The organism is Lysobacter sp. ESA13C, assembly GCF_019970005.1.
Taxonomy (GTDB): domain Bacteria; phylum Pseudomonadota; class Gammaproteobacteria; order Xanthomonadales; family Xanthomonadaceae; genus Lysobacter; species Lysobacter antibioticus_B.
Window position 1 is genome coordinate 35,498 of the sequence record NZ_JAHXYK010000005.1, and the last position, 18,483, is coordinate 53,980.

Annotated in this window: 13 protein-coding genes and 1 riboswitch; of the genes, 11 read left to right on the top strand and 2 right to left on the bottom strand. The window is 66.5% G+C overall.

Annotated features, from left to right (window positions below; genetic code table 11):
• Nucleotides 1–9 precede the first annotated feature (9 nt).
• Nucleotides 10–1,056, bottom strand: coding sequence for a ribonucleotide-diphosphate reductase subunit beta (locus tag LC490_RS11460; protein ID WP_031372598.1), 1,047 nt, complete (start codon nucleotides 1,054–1,056; stop codon nucleotides 10–12).
• Nucleotides 1,057–1,125: 69 nt separating this feature from the next.
• Between LC490_RS11460 and LC490_RS11465 the strand changes: the two genes are divergently transcribed.
• Complete coding sequence (locus tag LC490_RS11465; protein WP_031372597.1) at nucleotides 1,126–1,488, top strand: four helix bundle protein; 363 nt, start codon at nucleotides 1,126–1,128, stop codon at nucleotides 1,486–1,488.
• 33 nt (nucleotides 1,489–1,521) lie between these two features.
• Here the strand turns inward: LC490_RS11465 and LC490_RS11470 are convergent, their stop codons facing one another.
• Nucleotides 1,522–3,870, bottom strand: coding sequence for a ribonucleoside-diphosphate reductase subunit alpha (locus tag LC490_RS11470; RefSeq protein ID WP_223620485.1), 2,349 nt, complete (start codon nucleotides 3,868–3,870; stop codon nucleotides 1,522–1,524).
• A 421-nt stretch (nucleotides 3,871–4,291) separates the two neighbouring features.
• Nucleotides 4,292–4,515: riboswitch (cobalamin riboswitch) on the bottom strand.
• A gap of 135 nt (nucleotides 4,516–4,650) precedes the next feature.
• Between LC490_RS11470 and LC490_RS11475 the strand changes: the two genes are divergently transcribed.
• From LC490_RS11475 to LC490_RS11520, 10 genes are all read left to right on the top strand, one after another.
• A complete protein-coding gene (locus LC490_RS11475) occupies nucleotides 4,651–7,437 on the top strand; it encodes a DUF2339 domain-containing protein (protein ID WP_223620262.1) in 2,787 nt (928 codons plus the stop codon).
• A 10-nt stretch (nucleotides 7,438–7,447) separates the two neighbouring features.
• Nucleotides 7,448–8,836: a DUF3999 domain-containing protein gene (locus LC490_RS11480; protein ID WP_223620263.1), complete on the top strand. Its 1,389-nt coding sequence runs from the start codon at nucleotides 7,448–7,450 to the stop codon at nucleotides 8,834–8,836.
• 1,134 nt (nucleotides 8,837–9,970) lie between these two features.
• The gene (locus tag LC490_RS11485) at nucleotides 9,971–11,146 is read left to right on the top strand and encodes a phosphoglycerate kinase (RefSeq protein WP_223620264.1); all 1,176 of its coding nucleotides are present in this window, start codon (nucleotides 9,971–9,973) and stop codon (nucleotides 11,144–11,146) included.
• Nucleotides 11,147–11,148: 2 nt separating this feature from the next.
• Nucleotides 11,149–11,796 carry an HAD hydrolase-like protein gene (locus tag LC490_RS11490; protein WP_223620265.1) on the top strand — a complete coding sequence of 216 codons (648 nt, stop codon included), beginning with the start codon at nucleotides 11,149–11,151 and terminating at the stop codon, nucleotides 11,794–11,796.
• Nucleotides 11,797–12,303: 507 nt separating this feature from the next.
• On the top strand, nucleotides 12,304–12,525 hold the full coding sequence (locus LC490_RS11495) for a DUF6289 family protein (protein WP_031374090.1): 222 nt from the start codon (nucleotides 12,304–12,306) through the stop codon (nucleotides 12,523–12,525).
• Nucleotides 12,526–12,673: 148 nt separating this feature from the next.
• Complete coding sequence (locus LC490_RS11500) at nucleotides 12,674–12,892, top strand: DUF6289 family protein (protein WP_152566412.1); 219 nt, start codon at nucleotides 12,674–12,676, stop codon at nucleotides 12,890–12,892.
• A gap of 194 nt (nucleotides 12,893–13,086) precedes the next feature.
• The gene (locus LC490_RS11505) at nucleotides 13,087–13,953 is read left to right on the top strand and encodes a PhzF family phenazine biosynthesis protein (protein WP_031374089.1); all 867 of its coding nucleotides are present in this window, start codon (nucleotides 13,087–13,089) and stop codon (nucleotides 13,951–13,953) included.
• Between the two features lie 492 nt (nucleotides 13,954–14,445).
• Nucleotides 14,446–15,882, top strand: coding sequence for a collagen-like triple helix repeat-containing protein (locus LC490_RS11510; RefSeq protein WP_305067580.1), 1,437 nt, complete (start codon nucleotides 14,446–14,448; stop codon nucleotides 15,880–15,882).
• Between the two features lie 174 nt (nucleotides 15,883–16,056).
• Nucleotides 16,057–17,763, top strand: coding sequence for a ShlB/FhaC/HecB family hemolysin secretion/activation protein (locus tag LC490_RS11515; RefSeq protein WP_161786168.1), 1,707 nt, complete (start codon nucleotides 16,057–16,059; stop codon nucleotides 17,761–17,763).
• Nucleotides 17,764–18,130: 367 nt separating this feature from the next.
• A complete protein-coding gene (locus LC490_RS11520) occupies nucleotides 18,131–18,406 on the top strand; it encodes a hypothetical protein (protein ID WP_223620266.1) in 276 nt (91 codons plus the stop codon).
• Nucleotides 18,407–18,483: the final 77 nt, after the last annotated feature.

Below are 18,483 nucleotides of genomic sequence, written 5' to 3' on the forward strand. Positions count from 1 at the left end.
GCTTCTGCTTTAAAACGCTTCGTCGAAGGCGACTTCGCCCTGCACGCCGACCTGATAGGCCGAGACGCGGCGCTCGAAGAAGTTGGTCACTTCCTGCACGTCCTGCAGGTCCATGAAGGCGAAGGGGTTGGTCGAGCCGAAATGCTTGGGCATGCCGAGCTGGGCCATGCGCTGGTCGGCGCAATATTCCAGGTATTGGCGCATGTCCTTCAGCGACAGGCCGACCACGCCGCCGGACAGCACGTCGCGGGCGAACTGGTATTCGCATTCGACCGCCTCCTCGAACATCTTCACCACCTGCGCGCGCAGGTCGGCGTCGAACAGGTCGGGTTCTTCCTCTCGCGCGGTGCGGATGACTTCGAACGCGAACGCCATGTGGCAGCTCTCGTCGCGGAACACCCAGTTGGTGCCCGAGGCCAGGCCGTTGAGCAGGCCGCGCGAACGCAGGTAATAGACATAGGCGAAGGCGGCGAAGAAGAACAGGCCTTCGATGCAGCCGGCGAAGCAGATCAGGTTGAGCAGGAACTGGCGGCGCTGATCGCGGGTTTCGATGCGCCGCAGGCCCTGGATCGAGTCGATCCAGCGGAAGCAGAACTCGGCCTTGGCGCGGATCGAGGGGATGTTCTCGACCGCATCGAAGGCCTTGGCGCGCTCGTTCGGATCGGGCAGGTAGGTGTCGAGCAGGGTCAGGTAGAACTGCACGTGCAGCGCTTCCTCGTACAACTGCCGCGACAGGTACATGCGCGCTTCCGGCGCGTTGATGTGCTGGTACAGGTTCAGCACCAGGTTGTTGGAGACGATGCTGTCGCCGGTGGCGAAGAACGCGACCAGGCGTTCGATCAAATGCCGCTCGGCCGGGCCGAACTTGTGCTTGAGATCGTTGACGTCCTGGGAGAAATCGACTTCCTCGACGGTCCAGGTGTTGCGGATCGCATCGCGGTACATCTCGTAGAAGTGCGGATAGCGCATCGGCCGCAGGGTGAGATCGAAACCGGGATCGAGGAGCTTGGTTTCGAGTGCAGAGGAGCGAGGAGTGAGTGGGGAAGTCGCTGACATGGACATAAGGGGTTTTCCGATTTTAGGTGTGCGGCGGATGAGTCAACCTCTGTTGTGAGGGAGCAGCCGATGCACTACCAAGTAACTACGATTTGGGACAAGTCCATGAGGCTGGCGGAACAGGTTTGCATCGTTTCGACGCAGCTCCCCGCGATGGAGCGATATGGAATTCGGTTGCAACTGACCCGGTCTGCCGTGTCGGTACCTAGCAATATCGCGGAAGGCTGGACGCGGGAGTCTAAGAAGGAGAAGGCGCAATTCTTGGCCATCGCACATGGTTCGCTATCGGAGCTTCACACCCAAGTATTGATCTGCGAGCGGGTGGGCTGGCTGTTCCCGGCCGATCTCGTCGAAATAAAACGTCTTATCGACGAGACCAGCCGAATGCTTACCGTCCTGCGAAGAGCCTCAAGGTCACTGAAACCGCCTTGACTCACTCCTCACTCCTCTCAACTCATTCCTGCCTCACTGGCAAGCCTCGCAAGATTCCGGGTTCTCCAGCGAACAGGCGATCGCCTCATCCGTGGTGTATTCCGGCTTCGGTGCGCTGACCGCCGGTGCGCTGACCGTGGTCTTGGCGATCTTGGTGGCCGGACGCGAACGCAGGTAATACGTCGTCTTCAGGCCCTTCTTCCAGGCGTACATGTACATCGAGCTGAGCTGGCCGATGTTCGGGCTTTCGATGAACAGGTTGAGCGATTGGCTCTGGTCGATATAGGCGCCGCGCTCGGCGGCCATGTCGATCAGCGAGCGCATCGGCAGTTCCCAGGCGGTGCGATAGACCTGGCGCAGGGCGTCCGGCACTTCGGTCACCGACTGGATCGAACCTTCGGCCATCTTGATCCGGTCGCGCATCTCCGCGGTCCACAGGCCGAGCTTCTTGAGCTCTTCGACCAGGTACTTGTTGACGACCAGGAAGTCGCCCGACAGGGTCTCGCGCTTGAACAGGTTCGACACTTGCGGCTCGATGCACTCGTAGCAGCCGGCGATCGAGGCGATGGTCGCGGTCGGCGCGATCGCGATCAGCAGCGAGTTGCGCAGGCCGTGCTCGGCGATGCGCTTGCGCAGCGCGTCCCAACGCTCGGGCTGCGACGGGGTCACGCCCCAGGCCTCGAACTGCAGTTCGCCGACCGAAGCGCGGGTGTCGGCGAAGGACGGGTGCTTGCCGTGTTCCATCGCCAGCTCGTTCGACGCCGACAGGGCATGGAAGTAGATCGCTTCGGCGATCTCCTGGGCGAGCTTGCGCGCGGGTTCCGAATCGAACGGCAAGCGCAGCTTGAAGAACACGTCCTGCAGGCCCATCGAGCCCAGGCCGACCGGGCGCCACTTGAGGTTGGCGCGGCGCGCGGTCTCGATCGGGTAGAAGTTCAGGTCGATCACGCGGTCGAGCTGGCGCACGGCCAGGCGCACAGTCTCGGCAAGTTTGTCGAAATCGAACGCGCCCTTGCCATCCTCGTACATCTCGACGTGGTGCGAGAGGTTGATCGAGCCCAGGTTGCACACCGCAGTCTCGTCCTGCGAGGTGACCTCGAGGATTTCGGTGCACAGGTTCGACAGGTGGATGACGTTGCCGTCGCGCAGGGTCTGGTTGGAGGCGCGGTTGGACTTGTCCTTGAAGTTCATCCAGCCGTTGCCGGTCTGCGCCAGGGTGCGCATCATCCGGCCGTAGATGTCGCGCGCCTTGACCTTCTTGGTCGCCAGGCCGGCCGCTTCGGCGGCGTGATAGGCGCGGTCGAAGGCTTCGCCCCACAGGTCGGTCAGCTGCGGCACCTTGGACGGATCGAACAGCGACCAGTCGGCGTCGGCCTCGACGCGGCGCATGAATTCGTCGGGAATCCAGTTGGCGAGGTTGAGGTTGTGGGTGCGGCGCGCTTCGTCGCCGGTGTTGTCGCGCAGTTCGAGGAACTCCTCGACGTCGGCGTGCCACGGCTCCAGGTAGACGCAGGCCGCGCCCTTGCGCTTGCCGCCCTGGTTGACCGCGGCGACCGAGGCGTCGAGGGTCTTCAGCCACGGCACGATGCCGTTGCTGAGTCCGTTGGTCGAGCGGATCAGCGAACCGCGCGAACGGATGCGGGTGTAGCTCAGGCCGATGCCGCCGCTGAACTTGCTGAGCTTGGCCACGTCCATGTAGCGCTTGTAGATCGCTTCCAGCGAGTCGTCGGGCGAATCGAGCAGGAAGCAGCTCGACAACTGCTCGTGGGTGGTGCCGGCGTTGAACAGGGTCGGCGAGCTCGGGATGTAGTCGAGCTGGGCCATGCGCCGGTACAGGGCGAGTGCGTCGCCGACGTCTTCGCTCAGCGCGCAGGCGATGCGCAGGAAGAATTGCTGCGGGGTCTCGATGACGGTGCGCGCGGTCGGATGGCGCAGCAGGTAGCGGTCGTACAGGGTGCGCAGGCCGAAGTAGTCGAACTTGGCGTCGAGGTTGCGGTCGATCGCGTCGTTGAGCTTGCGCGCATTGGCCTGGACGAAGTCGAGCAGGCGCTGGTTGATCAGGCCCAGGTCGAAGCCGCGCTGGACCGACTGCGAGAACGCATGGATCTCGATGCCGGCGACTTCCTTCTCGATCACGCCGGCGAGCAGACGCGCGGCGAGGCGGCCGTATTCGGGTTCTTCGGCGGTCAGCAGGGCGGCGGTGCGGATCGACAGCTCGTCGAGCTCGCGCGTGGTCGCGCCGTCGTACAGGCCGGAGATGGTGCGGGTGGCCACGCGCATCGGGTCGACGGCGTACAGGTTCTCGCCGCTGCGGGTCACCGCGCGCACGATCTTGTTCAGGTCGACCGGCTCGCGGCGGCCGTTGCGCTTGGTCACGCTCATGGTCAGGTTGGCCGCGGGCGGGGTCAGCGCGAAGCCGGTATCGGCTTGCGGGTCGCGGGCGGGTTTGGCGGCAGTGTCGGCGGCGGGGGAGGCGGCGGACGATTCGGGTGCGAGCGTGGTCATGGCGTAACTCCGGGGCGTGGGTGCACGGGTCGCCGACCTTCCCGCGAAGGGCGACGCGCGGAGAACGCGGACGCGCCAGCGACGACCGGCCGCGCAGCGGCGTCGTCGATGGCACGGCCGTGCCCCCGCGGGCGCGGAACTCGGGAGCTTGCAGGCGAGGTGTCGCGCGGCCCGAGACGGGCGCATCCCGCGTCGGCGCGCGTGGCGGCGCCGCAACGGAACGAGCACGACGGCGGAGCCATCGTGCTGCGACACCGGCCGTCTTCCCCCGAAGACTCCTGGGCCGGTACCGCGCGGTGTGCAACGCGCGGCTGTCGGCAGGTCTTCGGGCTCGGGACACGACGACTCGCGTCTCCTACTGGCTACCGCTTCCCAGACGCGAGGCGCGTCCAGTGCTTGGTAGCGTTCGTTTCCCATACCGCTGCGGGGCAGCGCCGGCTTTGGACGCCGCGCTGGCTGCGTCCTTACCGGCTTCCCTATTGAGCCAATCTCGCGATCGGCACCGACGGGCACAACATAGTGTGGTTTATCGATTCCGTCAACGCGATATGTGGTGAACAAGCTGTGTATAGAATGCGTGAAGCCTTGTCCTTCAAGGCTTGCGGCTTGGTGTAACGTTCGTGACCAAGCGCACGATGCACGGAACAGGGACGGGTGATGGAAGCACTGATCGTTTTAGTGGCACTGGGGTTGTTGCTGGTGCCGATCCTGCTCGTGGTGGCGCTGGTGCAAGTCGCCGGATTGAAGTCGCGCGTGTCCGAGCTCGAGCGTCGCGTGGCGCAGCAGGCCGAGTCGTTGAGCGCTGCGAGATCCGCCCACCGCGGGGACGAGACCCTGGCCGAGCGGATCGCGCGCGAAACGCCGCCGCCGACAGCGCAGGCGGTCCGTCCGCCGCGGCCCGTCGTTTCCGCGGCCGCTCCTCCCACGACCGCGCCACCGCATACCGTTCCGCCGGTCTCGGCGCCGCCGCCGACCACGAGCGTGCCGCCGCCGATGCCGCAAGACGCCGCCGCCCGCCCGGTCGCCGCGCGCGTCGCGCCCGCAGCCGCGCGCGCACCCGCCGCACCGCCGCCGCCGGACGTGTTCACCGTCGCCGCGCGCTGGCTGCGGCGCTGGTTCACCGAAGGCAACGTGCCGGTCAAGGTCGGCATGCTGGTGTTGTTCGCCGGCGTCGCCGCGTTGTTGAAGTACGCGACCGACCAGGGCTGGCTGCACCTGCCGATCGAACTGCGCCTGGCCGGCGTCGCCCTGGCGGCGATGGCCGGGCTGGTGTTCGGTTGGCGCCAGCGCGAGCGCAAGCGCAGCTTCGCCCTGAGCCTGCAGGGCGGCGCCATCGGCGTGCTGCTGTTGGTGGTGTTCGCGGCGTTCAAGCTGTACCAGCTGATGCCGGCCGGCGCGGCGTTCGCGCTCAGCGTGGTGCTGGTGGCCGGCGCCGGCGTGCTGGCGGTGAAGCAGAACGCGATGGCGCTGGCGGTGTTCGCGATCCTCGCCGGCTTCCTCGCGCCGATCTGGCTGTCGACCGGTTCCGGCAACCACGTCGCCCTGTTCGGTTACTACGCCGTGCTCAATGCCGGCATCTTCGCCATCGCCTGGTGGCGACCGTGGCGCGTGCTCAACCTGCTCGGCTTCGTCTTCACCTGGGGCATCGGCACCTTGTGGGGCGTGCTCAAGTACCGCCCCGAGCATTTCTCCACCACCGAGCCCTTTCTGCTGCTGTTCTTCGCCTTCTATCTGTTGATCCCGGTGCTGTATGCGCGCAAGCGTCCGGCCGGGCGCCGCGACCTCATCGACGGCTGCCTGGTGTTCGGCACGCCGCTGGTCGCGTTCTCGCTGCAGGCCGGTTTGCTCGAAGGCGAGCGCATGCCGCTGGCGTTCTGCGCGCTGGGGCTGGGCGCGTTGTACGCAGCGCTGGCCTGGTGGCTGCGTCGCGACGAACGCTTCCTCGCCCTGTCGACGCCGTATGCCTTGCTCGCCGCGGGTTTCGCCACCCTGGCCATTCCGCTCGCGCTCGCCGCCGAGGCCACCGCCTGCGTGTTCGCGCTCGAAGGCGCGGCGATGGTCTGGCTGGGCCTGCGCCAGCAACGCCGCTTGCCGCAGTTGGTCGGCTTCCTGCTGCAGGGCGCGGCCGCGTTCGCTTTCGTCATCGGCGCCAGCGACGCGGTCTGGGATGCCGAAGTGCCGGTGCTCAACGCCAGTTTCGCCGGTGCCCTGCTGATCGCCATCGCCGGTTTCGCCAGTGCCTGGAGCCATCGCCGCAGCGACAGCCCCGGGTCGGCCTTGCCGTATTACCTGTGGGGCCTGGCCTGGTGGCTCGGTGCGGCCGGCAGCGAGATCGCCGACTTCGTCCCCGACCGCCACAGCGCCGATGCGGTGTTGATGCTGACCGCCGCCAGCGGTTGCATCGCCGCCGAAGTGTTCCGTCGCCACACCTGGAAAGCCTTGTCGCTGACTGCGGTATTCGCATTGTTGTCGGCGCTGCCGTTGCTGTTCCTGCAGACCGAACAGCACGACTACCCGCTGGCCGGATTCGGTTGGCTGGCCTGGGCGCTGTATGCCGTGCTCGGTTGGCGCAACCTGAGCGGCCTGCGCGAACGCGCCGGCGGCGAACTCGGCCTGGGCCATTCGGGCTGGTGGTGGGCCTGGGCGCTGGCGATCGGCATGACTCTGCTGCGCGTGTCGACCTTGTGGGAGCGCAACGGCATTCCCGCGCTCGGCACCGGCTGGACCGTCGCGGCCTTGTTGCTGCCGATGCTGGTCATGGCCGCGGCGATCCTGTGGCGCCCGGGCGCGGTCGCACAGCCCTTGCCGCAACGCTTCGCCGCTTGGCGTGCGCCGCTGATGGCCTCGTTCGCGATTGTGCTGGCGCTGGCGATCGGCTTCACCCTGGCCACGCCGGCCAATCCGTATCCGCTGATGTGGCTCCCCCTGGTCAACCCGCTCGGCCTGATGCAGTGGGCGGTGTTGACGGTGTTCGGCGCGTGGTTGGCATCGCCGCTGGTCGGCACCGAACTGCAGCGCCGCCGCGTGCCCTTGCTCGCCGCCGCCGGTTTCGTCCTGATCACGGTCGAAGTGCTGCGCAGCGCGCACTATTGGGGCGGAGTGGCGTGGTCGTCGTCGATGTTCTCGACCAGCCTGGTGCAGACCAGCCTGACCGTGGTCTGGAGCGTGCTCGGCGTGGCCGGCTGGATCGCCGGTTCGCGCCGCGGCCAGCGCGGCCTGTGGCTGGCCGGCGCGGTGCTGATGGCGGTGGTGCTGGCCAAGTTGGTGCTGGTCGATCGGGGCCATCTCGGCAACTTGCTCGGCATCGCTTCGTTCATCGCCTACGGCCTGCTGTGCACCCTGGTCGGCTATTTCGCCCCGGCGCCGCCCGGCGCGCCGGCGCCGCCGTACGACGATACCCGCCCCGACCGCCCCGACCGCAGCACTCACGAGGCCCAGGCATGAGCGCGATTTCATGAGCACGATCTCCGGGTTCCGCCGCAGCGCCTGGTTGCTTGTCGCGGTGCCGTTGTTGGCCTGGGCCGGCCCGCGTGAGGACTACGCGCGGCAATGGCCCTTGAACCTCAGCCGCGACGACGGCGGTGCTTATCGCGTCGTGCTCGACGAGAACGTCTATCGGCAGGCGCAGAGCCCGCAGCTGCGCGACGTCGAGGTGCTCGACGGCAGCGGCACGCCGGTGCCGGCCTCGGTGTTCGCGCCCGAACAGCCCCTGGCGCGTGCGCCGCAGCGCGTGGCCTTGCCGTGGTTCGCCTTGCCGGCCTCGCCGTCGGACTCGGCGACCCAGGGTTGGGAGTTGATCAGCGAAGTCGAGACCGACGGCCGCCTGCGCCGCGTCGAAGCGCGCAGCACCGCCAGCGACACCACGCGCTTGCCGCAGACCGCCTTGTTGATCGACGCCAGCCGCTTGCGCCGGCCGATCCTCGCGCTCGAACTGGAATGGGCGCCGGGCGCCGCGCTCGATGCCGCCTACAGCGTCGAGGCCAGCGACGATCTCGATCAATGGCGCAGCCTGAGCAGCAGCGGCCGTCTGGTCGACCTGCAACGCGGCGGCCAACGCCTGCTGCAACGGCGCATCGTCTTCGACAGCGTCGGCGAGCAAGCGCGTTATTTGCGCCTGACCCCGCAAGACCCCAAGGCCGCCGCGCAGATCCGCGCGGTCAAGGCCGAACTGGCCGGTAACGCCGCCGCCGCGCCGCTGCAATGGCGCGAGCTGAAAGGCCGTCGCCTCGAACAGAAGGACGGCAGCGTCGCGTTCGAATACGAGCTCGACGGGCGCTTTCCGATTCAGCAGATCGACGTTGCCCTGCCGGGCAACCATGCCTTGGAATGGCGCCTCGACAGCCGCGACGACAGCGAGCAGGGCTGGCACCCGCAGGCCGGCCCGTGGATGGCGTTCCGCGTCGCCGGCCAGGGCGAGGGCGACCGCTCCGCCGCGCGCCAGCTCGCCGCGACCGTGCGCGATCGCCACTGGCGCTTGCGTGCGAACGCCGCGGTGCCCGGCGAACCGGTGCTGCGCCTGGGCTATCGCCCCGAAGTCGCGGTGTTCCTGGCCCAGGGCGCACCGCCGTACACCCTGGTCGCCGGCAGCGCCCGCACTGCCCGGGCCGACTCGCCGCTCGCGCATCTGATCGAAGCCTTGCGTCAGACCCGCGGCAAAGATTGGCAACCGGCCGAAGCCAGCCTCGGCGAACCCGCGCCCCTGGCCGGCCCCGCCGCCCTGGTGCCGCCGGAACCGAAGCGCGATTGGCGCTCGTGGCTGCTGTGGGCGGTGTTGGTGGCGGGGGCGCTGATCGTGGCGGGCTTTGCTTTCAGTTTGCTGCGCAGTTCGAAGCCGGTGGATTAAGGGTTCGCGCGGTAGCGTTGCTTTGCCTTTAGCTCCAGCGCCGCATTCGCTACGCCTATGACTTAGTTTTATGTGGCTGTGGCTGTGGCTGTGGCTTTAGTTTTTTGCGGTTGCGGTTGCGGTTGCTGTTGCTGTGCGCAGTGCTGCACTCGCGAAGGCCATAGAAGACCCGGAGGGCGGCGCGCAGGGATGCGCGCCGTTTTTCATCGGGGCAGGGATGTCCCGTATGAAAAATCCCTGCGGAGGCACCGATCGTGCGGGCTTGTGATTCAAAGCAAAAGCATTTTTCTTTGGTGACTTTCTTTTGTTGCTTTAGACAAAAGAAAGTTACCCGCCGCTTTAGTGGCGGAAGCTTTAGGCGTTTGATCTAGATCTTGCTTGAGCGATGCGCCGCGAGACCATCACAACGCGGTCGCGGCTTGTGCCGCTCCTACCCTTAGAGGCCACGACGTCGCGCCTCATAATCTCTCGTCGCTTCCGGCTGGAGGCCAGGGTAGGAGCGACGCAAGTCGCGACCGCGCCGTGGCAACTGCCGGCGTACTCTTCAAGCAAGTGCAGAGCTTCCGCCCGCTACGCGGCCGGGTTACTTTCTTTTGCTAAGCCCAAAAGAAAGCTAACCAAAGAAAAGGGCTCTCCTTGCAAGGGCACAGGCCACGAGTGCGATGCTGTCGCCGGGATTTTTCGATAAGACGTCCCTGTCTTATCGAAAAACGGCGCACGTCCTGTGCGCCGCCCTCCGGGTCTACTGTTGACCGGCAAAGCGGCAAAACAGATCAAAATCTCGGCAACGGCAACGGCAACGGCAACGGCAACGGCAACGGCAACGGCAACGCGGTCGCTCTTGGGTAGGAGCGGCGTCCTACTGGATTTCCTTCGGTCACAAGCCGCGACCGGACCACTTCGATCTCGCCTCGCGACCAAATCGACACCGAGCACAGGCCCGGCCACCTCCCCATACCAAACCGTCTCCACCCCAATAAACCCCCGCCAATGCCTCCGTTCAGACACGAAGGTTTATTTCGTCCCCCCGCGCCGCGACAATAGCCACCCCGGCGGCGGCTCCCCGAACCAGCCGCGCCCCCAGTTCCACTCGTCCCCAGCCATTCCATCCCCCGCATCGCCTCAGGAGGCCCCGTGCCCATCGTTCGCATGACCGATCTCGATCTCGCCGGCAAGCGCGTGTTGATCCGTGAAGATCTCAACGTCCCCATCGACGATGGCCGCATCACCTCCGAACTGCGCATCCTCGCCGCGCTGCCGACGCTGAAGCTGGCATTGGAGAAGGGCGCGGCGGTGATGGTCACCTCGCACCTCGGCCGCCCCAAGGAAGGCCAGTGGAGCCAGGCCGATTCGCTGGCGCCGGTGGCGCAGCGCCTGTCGGAACTGCTCGGCATCGAAGTGCCCTTGATCAAGGATTGGGTCGGCGGCGTCGAGGTGCAGCCCGGTCAGCTGGTGTTGCTCGAGAACTGCCGCATGAACATCGGCGAAGGCAAGGACGACGAGGCGCTGTCGAAGCAGTACGCCGCGCTGTGCGACGTGTTCGTCATGGACGCCTTCGGCACCGCGCACCGCGCCCAGGCCTCGACCCACGGCGCGATCCGTTTCGCCAAGGTCGCCGCCGGCGGTCCGCTGCTGATGGCCGAGCTCGACGCGCTGGCCAAGGCGCTCGAACACCCGGCGCGTCCGCTGCTGGCCATCGTCGCCGGCTCCAAGGTGTCGACCAAACTCGAACTGTTGTCCTCGCTGGTGTCCAAGGTCGACCAGCTGATCGTCGGCGGCGGCATCGCCAACACCTTCATCGCCGCAATGGGCCACAGCGTCGGTAAGTCGCTGGTCGAGCCCGACCTGATCGACACCGCCAAGCAGATCATGGCCGACGCCAAGGCGCGCGGCGCCGACATTCCGGTGCCGACCGACGTCGTCGTGGCACCGGCGTTCGCCGCCGATGCACCGGCGACGGTCAAGGCCGTCGATGCGGTCGACGCCGGGGACATGATCCTCGACATCGGCCCCGACACCGCCGCGCGCTACGCCGAGCTGATCAAGAACGCCGGCACCGTGGTCTGGAACGGCCCGGTCGGCGTGTTCGAGTTCGACGCCTTCGGCCATGGCACGCAGACCTTGGCGCGCGCCATCGCCGCGTCGAAGGCGTTCTCGATCGCCGGCGGCGGCGACACCCTGGCGGCGGTCGACAAGTACGGCATCGCCGACGAGGTCAGCTATATCTCGACCGGCGGCGGCGCCTTCCTCGAGTTCCTCGAAGGCAAGGAACTGCCGGCGGTGACCGCGCTCAAGCAGCGCGCGGGCTGACCGTGGGCGCGCCGACCACCCTGTTCTTCGATCTCGACGGCACCCTGATCGATTCGGCCGAGGGCATCACCCGCAGCGTGTCGTACGCCTTCGAGCAGCTTGGGCATCCGGTGCCGTCGCAGGCGGAGTTGCGGGGCTGGATCGGTCCGGCCCTGCGCACCAGTTTCCTGCCGCTGCTCGGCGACGAGACCCGCGTCGAGCAGGCCGTGGCCTTGTATCTGGAACGCTATAGCCGCGAAGGCTGGACCGAGCTTTCGGTCTACGACGGCGTCGCCGAGATGCTCGACGCGGTCCACGGCGCCGGCCACCGCCTGGCCGTCGTCACCGCCAAGAACGAAGACAACGCGCGCAAGATCCTCGCCGGCCTGCCGTTCGGCGACCGCTTCGACGACGTCATCGGCTCCAGCCGCGACGGCCGTCTGACCCATAAGGTCGACCTGATCGCCGAAGCCTTGCGTCGTTTCGAACTGTCGGCGGAGCAGTGCCTGATGATCGGCGACCGGCGCATGGACATCGAAGGCGCGCGCGAGCACGGCATGCGCAACATCGGCGTGTTGTGGGGCTTCGGCAGCGAAGACGAACTGCGTGGAGCCGGCGCCCAGCACCTGGTCGCCGCGCCGGCGCAGTTGCCGGCCTTGCTCGCGGCCTGATCGGCCGCGCTGGCATCCGACGCGCGGCGGCCTTGGAGTAGGAGCGGCGCGAGCCGCGACCGCGCCGCCGCCCGTCGCGGTGCAAACGTCGAATCTCAAGTGTTTCGACGTAAGTGATGGGCATGGTTGCGCCGAAGCGCTCACGCTTGCATCGCCATCGGATCGATGGCGGTCACGGCTTGTGACCGAAGGAAATCCAGTAGGACGCCGCTCCTGCCCAGCAGCGGCGCCGCTGTTGTCCACGCATCACTCGTTCGCGCAACGCGTCGTGCGCTGCACCATCGTCGCGGCTGAATGCGCCCCGGCGACCTCGCAGATTCGCTCCGTCGCGTCGCCGGGATTGCGATTGCCGGTGCTTTACGCAGCGGCAAAACGGCCAATAGCGATAGCAATCACGATTTCGATAAGTGGATACAAGCTCGAACCTCCGATCGTGCCGCTGCGCTCGCGCGCTGGCATAAGGTGCCCGAGCGGCGAATGACGCCGCGCAATCGGGAGAGAAATCGCATGCGTCGTATCGGATTGTTCGCTGCCGTCATGGCGGTGGCGATGGTGGGTGGCGTGTCGTTCAATGCACTGGCCTACAACTGGCAGGGCACCTGGTACTACTACAACGCCGAAGGCGCGCAGGTCGGCAAGTGGACCGCCGGCTGCGGCGCCGCCGACGGCCGTTGGGGCCAGACCACCGAGAACAAGCGTTTCGTGCAGGGCTGCGCAGCCGAAAGCTGAGGCGTCGCGCATACGGTTCGCGGCGTTCGCGCCGCAGGAAAGCTCCGGTCTTCCGGGGCTTTCCTCTTTGCGCGAACGTCGCGGGGTTTCCAGCGCTCCGGCGAGGCATGGCCCGACGGAGTACGAATCAAGCAAGGGGAGAACGACGATGCGTCTTATCGCAACTGCAGTGGCGGCGGTGGTGCTGGGTGGATTGGTGCTGGCCGGCAGCGTCAAGGCCGCGCCTCCGTGGCAGGGTTATTCGATTCTGTATTTCAACGAAGCCGGCGAAGAAGTCGGCGGCGCGGTCGCCAGCTGCGGCGGCCAGTACAGCTCCTGGGGCGAGAGCACTGCGATCTTCCAGAAGCGGACCTGGTTCTGCGATTGATCGCAGGCCCGCAACGCAAGGGGGCGGCCGTCTTGGCCGCGCCCTTGCGCTGCACCGTCGTCGCACCGCATGCACGATGACATGCGCTTCGGCCGCATGGGTTCGACGCAAGCGGCGATGACTTCGCCGAGCATCGCGTCAATCGTGCCGAGGGCACATGAACGCATGCGCCGCGGGCTGTACGCTCGGCATCCATGAGCCTGCGCCGCTTTCTGCAACTCGATGTCTTCGCCCACCGCATCGGAGCGGGCAATCCGCTCGCGGTGGTGTTCGATGCGCAAGGCCTCGACAGCGAGGCGATGCAGTCGTTCGCGGCCTGGACGCACCTGCCGGAAACGATCTTCCTGTTGCCGCCCGAGCCAGGCGCCGATTATCGGGTGCGCATCTTCACCCCGCGCCAGGAGCTGTCGTTCGCCGGTCATCCCAGCATCGGCGCGGCCTGGGCGGTGCTCGACGCCGGACGCGTGTCGCCGCGCAGCGAAGCCTTGGTGCAGCAGTGCGCGGCCGGACATTTGCCGGTGCGCATCGTCCACGACGCGAACGGTTTGCGGGTCAGCATCCGCACGCCGCGCGCGCAGCGTTGCGTCACCGCTCACGACAAGCAGGCCTTGCTCGACGCGGCGTTGGCCGGAGTGCCATGGGGGCCGCTGGTGCCGGCGCTGTGGGACAACGGACCGCGTTGGTGGGTGGCCGAACTCGCCGATGCCGCCGCGGTACGCGGCATGCGCCCCGACTTGGCGGCGATCCAGGCCCTGAGCGGCGAGGATGCGCTGGGGCTGGCAGTGTTCGCGCGCACCCAGGAGCCCGGATTCGCCTACGCGGTGCGGGCCTTCTGCCCGAGCGACGGCATCGCCGAAGATCCGGTGACCGGCAGCGCCAATGCGGCGATCGCGACCGCCTTGCTCGCCGCCGGCCGTATCGAGGTGGGCGATGCCTACCAGATCAGCCAGGGGCGCGAGGTCGGCCGCGATGGCTGCATCGAGATCCGCATCGACGACGAACGCGAAGTGTGGATCGGCGGGCGCGTGCAAGCGGTGGTTCGCGGCACGGTCGAGTGGTGAAACCCGTTCGTGCGTAGTTTTGCCTTACGCCGATAACGCTTACCGCGTAGTTGTCGGAAACAAGAAAAACGCGCGGCGGGCCTCGGTCGCGCTGCGTCGGCATGGTCGCGATGGCCTAAGGGCGGCGCCGCAGAAGACACGTTCGGGTTGTGTTTCTGGATTCGCGTTCAGAACGCTTAAGGGCATAACCGTACGGTTACGCAGGGTCTTGTCCGTTGTTGCGCCGGTCGCGCGTTTCCGCACTGATTGATGAACGAAAATCACCCTTTCTCACCCGTTTAACCGGCCATCGGAAATATGCGCACGTCGCTATATAAACGTGATGAACGTCACATTTTATAAACGATGAATCGGAGCAGCCTTGACCCACTACACACCAGAACGGCAACTGTAAGTGTGATAGGGGAGCTTGCCGGTATCGCGACCTAGCGAACGCAGGCGTAGCGACACATTCGCGCACGAGGCAGCTCAGGCTGCATTCGGAGGAACGCAATGGAATCTCAAAGCATTCGTAAAGCCCTTTCCTACAGCCTGCTTGCAGCCTGCATCCTGACGGTCACGGTATCGACCACGGGTTGCTCGGGCTCGGGCGGCGTCAAATCGAGTTTCAATCCTAATCCCGGGGGGGGCGGCGACGGGGGTGGCGGTTCGGGCGGCGGCGGCTCAGGAGGCGGCGGCACGGGTGGTGGAGGTTCCGGCGGCGGTGGCTCGGGCGGTGGCGGCTCTGGCGGTGGCGGTTCCGGCGGCGGTGGCCCGGGCACTCCCGGTGGCCCCGGCACGCCTGGCGGTCCCGGCAATCCTCCCGGCAGCACCACCACTCCGCCCGGCGGCGTAGTCGGCTCGGTCGTCACCACCGGTGGCGGACTGATCAGCGGCGTAGGCGGCGCGATCAGCGGACTGGGCGCGCAAATCCCGAATCAGGCTCTGCTCGGCGGCAGCACTCCGACCACGCGGGGGCTGGGCACTGTGGTCGACGATGTCGGCGACACGATCACCGCGCTCGGTCAAGCGACCAGCAGCGGTCTCGGCCAGATCGGCAATATCTCCAATCCGGTCGGCACGACCGCGGCCGGCGTCGACAACGTAGTGGTCAACGTCGGTACCACCGTCGACGACCTCGGCAAGACGGTCGCGACCGTGGGCGCCTTCCAGGGCTCGCCGATCCAGCCCCTGACCAGCACCGCCGGTGCCTTGGTCTCTGGCGTCGGCACGCAGGTCAAAGGCTTGGCGCCGAAGGTCGGCGGACTGATCGAAGGTCCGAGCGGACAGGCGCTGACCGGCGCGCTCAGCAACGTGCTGACCCCGGTTGCCGGTATCGGCCAAGCCAACGGCGGCACCGCGGGCGGCAGCGGCGGCAGCAACCTTGTCGCGAATGTCTCGCGTAGCGTGGGCGGCACGACCAGCGGCGTGGCCGCTGCGGGCGGCACGGTCGGCGCGCAGCTCAGCGGTCTTCCGATTCCGGGCGGCGCAACCGGCGTGCTCGGTGGCGCGGTACAGGGCGTCAGCGGCAACCTCGGCACGGTCGGCGCGGGCATCACCGCAGGCATGGGCAATGCCGGCAGCATCGCCAATCCGGTCGGCGTGACCGCAGCTGGCGTGACCAGCGGCGTCGCCGGTCTTGGCGGCACGGTCGGCGGCGTGGGCTCGGCATTGGCCAGCACCGGCGCTACCACGCCGTTGGCGCCGGTCACCGGCTTGGTCGCCGGCGCGGTGACCAGCGTCGGCGGTGGCGTGACCACGGTCGGCACGACGGCGACCGCGGCGGTCAATGGTCCTTTGCAGCCGGTTACCCAGGGGCTGAGCACGGTCGTCAACGGCGTGGCCGGGGCGACCGGGCTCAATGGCACCAGCACCGGCAGCGGCCTGCTCGGCGGCACCACCAACCAAGGTGGCCTGCTCGGTACCGGTCTGCTCAAGAAGAAGCCTTGAACGCAAGTTTGTGATGCAACGCGCGGGAACGGGCACAGGCCCGTTCCCGTCGCGCAACAACGGCGTATGGTGAACGCATGAGTCTTGGGGAGGCGCGTTCCGCCGCATGGCGGACGCGCCATTCCAATGCCGACCTTCCGCTGGATGGACCACGCTAAACGCAGGGGCGCGTGCATGCGAACAGGCCTTTCGGGAAAACGCTACCTACTCGCGCTGACGGTCACCGCGCTTTTGTATTCGACCTTGCCGGCGTATTCCCAGGATCGCCTGCCGACCGGCAACCCGCTGCAGACCCTGCCGCAGGCACCGTTGCCGAAGACCGACCCCAAGGTCAGCACCACGGTCGCACCGCAACAGAATCCCGAAATGGCTGCTTTGCTGGCGTTGCAACTCACGCCGAGCAAATTCGACGTGTCCGGCGTCAAGGCGATCCCGTTCGAGCAGGTCGCGGCGGTGTTCAGTCCGCTCGCCGGCAAGAGCATCACCGTCGCCGAATTGCTGCAGGCGGCCGAAGCCTGCAGCAAGCTGTATCGCGAACACGGCTACGCGCTGTCGTTCTGTTATGTGCCCACCCAGGATTTCGCCAATGGCGTGGTCCGCGTGATCGCGGTCGAAGGCTATGTCGCCGAGCTGCGCCTGAGCGGCAAGCCGGGCAAGCTCGAGCGCAAGATCCGCGCGATCGCCCAACACATCCTCGACGACCGGCCGTTGCGCCAGGCCACCTTCGAGCGCTACTCGCAGATCCTGGGCTTCCTGCCCGGCGCGAAGATGGCGATCAACGTGCCCGCGCCGACCACCACCGACGGCGCGACCGCGCTGGAGCTCAACGTCGGCGGCAAGCGCTACGACGCCACTTGGGCGCTGGAGTTCAACCATCCCGGCACCCAGGGGCTGATGAATCTGCAGCTCAATGCGCTGACGCCGCTGGCCGAACAGTGGACCTTGTCGACCCTGTATCCCGACGGTCGCGGCGACGAGCGTTTCTACGGCGCCGGCTATTCGCAGTTGTTCGGCAGCGACGGCTGGATCGGTCGTGTCGACGGTTCGCGTTATCGTGGCGAGCCGGCCAGCCGCACGCCACTGCCGGATTTCCTCGATCACCGCGTCGAACAGGACCGCCTCGCGTTCGCTGCGCGTTATCCATGGCTGCTGCGCAACGAGCGCTCGATCTTCATCGGCGCCGGCATCTACGGTGCCGATCAGGTCGATGCCTACCGCAACACTGCGACCGGTGCGATCCTGCAACAACGCTCCAAGACCCGCGTGTTGCAGGCGAGCTTGGATTACACCAAGGCCAAGAAGAACAGCGCTCGCCAAATCAGCCTGTCGATCGCGCGCGGCCTCGATGCCTGGGGCGCCTCGGCGAGCACGGTGACCAACGTCGCGGGCGTCGAATTCGCCTCGCCGAACGATGTTTCGTTTCGGCGCTACAACCTCGGTTACGCGCAGAGCCGAAGCTGGGCCGAACAGCGTTACCTCGCGATCCTGCGCGGCACCGCCCAGTACAGCCGCAACCGCTTGCCGTCGTCCGAGCAGATCAGCTTCGGCGCCTCGCGTTTCGCCTTGGCCTACGACCCGGGCGAAGTGTCGGCCGACAAGGGCTGGGGGTTGTCGCTGGAACTCAGCCGCAACTACCGCCCGCAGTCGCGCTGGTTGAAATCGGTGTCGCCTTACCTGGTGGTGCAACACGCGCAAGTCTCGATGACCGAAGGCCGCCCGCCGATCGACAAACTCGGCTCGGTCGGGCTCGGCATCCGTCTGTCCGACAACCGCCACTACAACGTCGATTTCGCTTACGCCCGACCGACCGCGGACCTGCCGCTGGAGGCCGACGACCGCAAGGCACGCTGGAATCTGAGTTTCTCTTATCAGTTGCAGTAGCGGTGCGGGGCTGTGCGAGTCGTCCTCCTCTTGTAGGAGCGGCGTGAGCCGCGACCGCGGAGTCTCGACCTCGCGCCGATATCGGTCGTTGCCTTGGGGTAGGAGCGACGCGAGTCGCGACCGCGTTCTGACGGCGTCGCGGCGCCTCGACCAAGCAATATCTAGATCAAACGCTAAAAGCTTCCGCCACTAAAGCGGCGGGTTACTTTCTTTTGCTAAGCCCAAAAGAAAGGTAACCAAAGAAAAGGGCTCTCCTTGCAAGGGCACAGGCCACGAGTGCGATGCTGTCGCCGGGATTTTTCGATAGGACATCCTTGTCCTATCGAAAAACGGCGCACGTCCTGTGCGCCGCCCTCCGGGTCTACTGTTGACTGGCAAAGCAGCAAAGCAGCAAAGCAGCAAAGCAGATCAAAATCTCGGCAACGGCAACGGCAACGGCAACGGCAACGGCAACGGCAACGGCAACAGAAGCTATGGCCGTTGCTGTTGCCGTTGCTCTGATTTAGCCGTGCGCCGTCTCGCCCTCGCGAAGGCAATCGAAGACCCGAAGGGCGGCCTGCATGGATGCAGGCCGTTTTTCATCGGGACAGGGATGTCCCGTATGAAAAATCCTTGCGTTGGCATCGCGCGTGCGGGCCTGTGATTCAAAGAAAAGCATTTTTCTTTGGTTAGCTTTCTTTTGTTGCTTATGACAAAAGAAAGTAACCCGCCGCTTTAGTG